The organism is Synechococcus sp. R55.7 (assembly GCF_047461955.1).
Classification (GTDB): Bacteria; Cyanobacteriota; Cyanobacteriia; order Thermostichales; family Thermostichaceae; genus Thermostichus.
This window is the reverse complement of record NZ_JANSIC010000041.1, coordinates 1-4,240: the sequence shown is the minus strand read 5'-3', so window position 1 is coordinate 4,240 and position 4,240 is coordinate 1. Positions and strand designations below refer to the sequence as shown.

Sequence of the window (4,240 nt, the reverse complement as noted above, 5' to 3'; positions counted from 1 at the left end):
CTGCGGGCCACCGAGCCAGCAGGGATCCCTGCCGACATCCCCACCATCGATGGCTCAGGCTGGGTAGTGGGGCCGGGTTTGCTGGATCTGTATGCCCACAGCGGCGAGGGGGTTGGCAACGGTCGCGTAAGCGGTGCGGAGCACTTTCTGGCCCACAGTCGGGAAACCCTGACCTCTTTGGCTGCAGCGGCTTTGGCGGGAGGCTTTACCCAGGTGGGGCTTCTGCCCACCCCCCTTCCCGGAAGCGGCTTTTTTCCGGTGCTGGATCACCCGGAACACCTGAACCGCTACCCCCGCCAATTGGGGGATCCCCGCTGGCTGCCCTGGGCTGCCCTGAGCGTGGGTGGCCAAGGAGAAACTCCAACCCCCTGGGGAGAACTGGCGCAAGCGGGAGCAGTTGGCTTTGCAGAGGTTCAGCCACTGCGCTCCTTGGCTTTGGTGCGGCGGGCTCTGGAGTATTTGCGGCTGGGGAAGAAACCCCTGCTGCTCTGGGCCTGGGATCCCACCTTGGCCGGGCAAGGCAGCCTCTACGAAGGGATCTGGGCGCTGCGCCTAGGGCTGAAAGGGATCCCTGCCAGTGCCGAAACTGCCGCTCTGGCCCGTCTCTTGGAGGTGATCAGGAGCGTTCCTTCCCCTCCGCCTGTGCATATTATGCGCCTGAGCCAAGCCCGCAGCCTGGAGCTGATCCAACAGGCCCAAGCCGAAGGACTGCCGGTTACCGCCAGCGCCACTTGGATGCACCTGATCTTGTCCGAAGAGGCCGTCCTTGAGCATCGCTACGATCCCCACCTTCGTCTCCTGCCCCCTCTTCCCAGCGCCGGCGACCGGGAGGCTCTGATCGCCGGGATCCGTTCCGGCAGCCTGGGGATCGCGACGGATCACCACCCCTACACCCATGAAGAGAAAACCCTGCCCTTTGCCGATGCCCCGCCGGGGGCGATGGGCCTGGAGCTGGCTCTGCCGCTGCTGTGGCACCATTTGGTAGAAACGGGATCCCTGACGGCGCTGCAACTGTGGTCTGCCCTCAGCCTGTACCCGGCCCGCTGCCTAAACCTAGATCCGCCCACCCTTACCCCCCACAGCGACTGGGTGCTGTTTGATCCCACCCACCCCTGGACGGTTTCTGTTGCCACTCTCCACTCCCGATCGCCAGCGACTCCCTGGCTGGAGAAAACCCTGTGCGGCAAGGTGTTGCACACCCATGTCGAGGGGATCCCATCCCGCAGCTCTGCCCCTTGATCCCGAAGAAGGCCGACAAGACCTGTCCGGAGAAAGAGCCAATTCAAAGAGGGGGATCCCTTCCCGCCAGCAGGACGAGTCCTTAATTCAAAACTAATTCAAAACTCCCCGGCCAGAGCGGCTACACAACGCTCACACAGCTCTGGATGTTCGGCAAATTCCCCCACACGGGTGGAATAGTTCCAGCAGCGCACGCACTTTTGGCCGTCAGCCGGAAAAACAGAGACCTCCAAGCCTTGACCTGAGGTTTTCTCCAGTTCCACCTGTGAGGTGATGAACAAGTAGCGCAACTCGGCAGCCCGCTCCTGCAAAAGAGCGTATAGGCTGGGATCCGCTACCTTCAGGATTACCTTGGCCTCGGTGGAAGCGCCGATGGGCTTAAAGGACTCCGTCCCGCTAACGCGACCGGTACGGGCTTGTTCCAGAGCCTTGTTCACCTCTTGGCGCACCTCTCGCAGTTGCTCCCAAATGGCCGCCAACTGGGGATCCCGCCAGTGCTCCGGCAGCTTCATCCACCCCCCCTCAAACACCGAACGGGTGGGCTTGGGATAGGGCAGATGGCTCCAAATCTCTTCGGCCAGGTGGGAGAGAACGGGGGCGATGGCCTTGGCCAAGTTCTCCAGCAACAGGGAGAGCACCGTTTGACATTGGCGCCGCCGTAGACTTTGGGCATGGCTAATGTAGAGGCGATCCTTGGCAATATCCAGGTAAAAGTTGGAGAGATCCACCACACAAAAGTTCTGAATCGCCTGGAAAAAGCGGTAGAACTGATAGCTGGCAAAAGATTCGCCGATCTCGGATCCCACCTCGTGCAGGCGGTGCAAAATGTAGCGGTCTAGCTCCGTCAAGGCTTCAAAAGGAACGGCATCCTGAGTTGGATTGAAGTCGTAGAGGTTGCTCAGCAAAAAGCGAGCTGTGTTGCGGATTTTGCGATATACATCCGCCATTTGCCCAAGAATGGTCTTACCCAGCGGCACATCCCCGGAGTAGTCCACACTGGAGACCCATAGGCGCAGCACATCTGCCCCATAGGCGGGATCCGTCTGGGGATCTTTGCCGCCGTTGATTAACACCATCGGATCGATGACATTCCCCAGGGACTTGCTCATTTTCTGGCCCTTCTCGTCCAGCACAAACCCATGGGTGAGCACCGCTTTGTAGGGGGCATGGCCGTTGACGGCCACGGAGGTGAGCAAACTGGATTGGAACCAGCCTCGGTGTTGGTCGGAGCCTTCCAAATACAGATCCACCGGGTAGCCCAACCCCTGCGCCTTGGCCACTGCCGCCCAGGAGGAGCCGGAGTCAAACCACACGTCCATGGTGTCCATCCCTTTGCGGTAGGTGCGGCCATTGTGGCGGTACTTCTCCGGCAGCAACTCCTCCACCGGGCGCTTCCACCAGGCGTCGGATCCCTCTTGGGCGAAGATGGCCTTGATGTGGTCGAGGGTCTCGGCGGTGAGCAGAACCTCGCCGGTTTCTTCGTCGTAAAAGACGGGGATGGGCACGCCCCAAGCCCGCTGGCGGGAAATACACCAATCCGAGCGCTCCGACACCATAGCAGTGATGCGGTTCTCCCCGATGGCCGGGATCCATTTCACGGTTTTAATGGCCTGCAGGGCCAGCTCCCGGAAGCCAGCTACAGACGCAAACCACTGCTCGGTGGCCCGGAAAATCGTTGGCTCTTTCGTGCGCCAGTCGTAGGGATATTTGTGGTTGTAGGGTTCTTCCTTGAGCAAAGCCCCCGCAGCCTGTAGAGCCTGGATCACGGCAGCATTGCCGCTGGTCTCCGGCTTCTTGGAGAGCACATCCAACCCGACGAACTGGGATCCGGCCTCGGCGGTAAATCTCCCCTGATCGTCCACAGGGCTGAGAATGGGCAGACCGTACTTTTGGCCGGTTTTAAAGTCATCTTCCCCATGCCCCGGAGCCGTGTGCACAATGCCGGTGCCCGACTCGGTGGTGACGTAGTCCCCCAACACGCAGAGGCTGGTGCGGTCGAAGAGGGGGTGCCGTCCTTGACTGTATTCCAGGGCGGATCCCGGCAGGGTGGCCTTGATCTCCAGAGGCGTCTCCAGAACCTTCTCCAGCCGCTCCCGCAGATCGGCGGCGATCAACAGCAGGCCGAAGCGGGGAGACTCCACCACTGCATAGGTGAGCTTGGGGTTAAAGCAGAGAGCCAGGTTGGCCGGGATCGTCCAAGGGGTGGTGGTCCAGATGGCTGCCCGCAGGCCCGGCATGAAAGGCTCCAAAACCGGCTGCGCCGCCGGACTCAGGCTCTGTAGCGGAAAGGCCACGTAGATGCTGGGGGAGATGTGGTTGTCAGGGTACTCCAGCTCCGCTTCCGCCAGAGCCGTCTGGGAGCTGGGGCTCCAGTGGACGGGTTTGAGGCCGCGGTAGATGTAGCCCTTGAGGGCCATTTGTCCAAACACCTCAATCTGTGCGGCTTCGTACTCCGGCGACAGCGTCAGGTAGGGCCGATCCCAGGATCCCCATACCCCCAGGCGCTGAAAACTGGCCCGCTGCACATCAACGTAGTGCAGGGCGTACTCCTTGGCTTTTTGTCGCAGCTGCAGAGGGGTGAGGTTTTCCCGCTCCTGCGGAGTGAGGCTTTGCAACACTTTCAGTTCGATGGGCAGGCCGTGGCAATCCCAGCCGGGCACGTAGCGCACCTTGCGCCCTTGCAAGATGTGGTACTTGTTCACAATGTCCTTGAGGATCTTGTTGAGGGTGGTGCCCATGTGGATATCGCCATTGGCGTAGGGCGGTCCATCGTGCAGGACAAAGGGATCCCCAGGATTGTGGTCGGCAAGGCGCTGGTAGATTTGCTCTTCCTGCCAAAAGGCTTGAATGGCGGGTTCTCTCTTGGCGGCCTCTGCCCGCATGGGAAACTGAGTTTGGGGCAGGTTGAGGGTACTTTTGTAGTCCACGGCAACTCGAGCAACCTAAAGGGCGTCTCTCTATCCTACGCTGTCGCCTCATCCTCAGCAGTCCATCCCTCACC

The 4,240-nt window shown here is 60.8% G+C and carries 2 protein-coding genes; one reads left to right on the top strand and one right to left on the bottom strand.

Annotated features, from left to right (window positions below):
• Positions 1-1,239, top strand: a 1,239-nt coding sequence (locus tag NW820_RS03550) for a dihydroorotase (RefSeq protein ID WP_414406696.1), incomplete at its 5' end; no start/stop codon positions are given.
• Between the two features lie 98 nt (positions 1,240-1,337).
• On the opposite strand, the gene ileS is transcribed toward NW820_RS03550, so the two are convergent.
• On the bottom strand, positions 1,338-4,121 hold the full coding sequence (ileS, locus tag NW820_RS03545; RefSeq protein ID WP_414406704.1) for an isoleucine--tRNA ligase: 2,784 nt from the start codon (positions 4,119-4,121) through the stop codon (positions 1,338-1,340).
• Between the last annotated feature and the right edge of the window lie 119 nt (positions 4,122-4,240).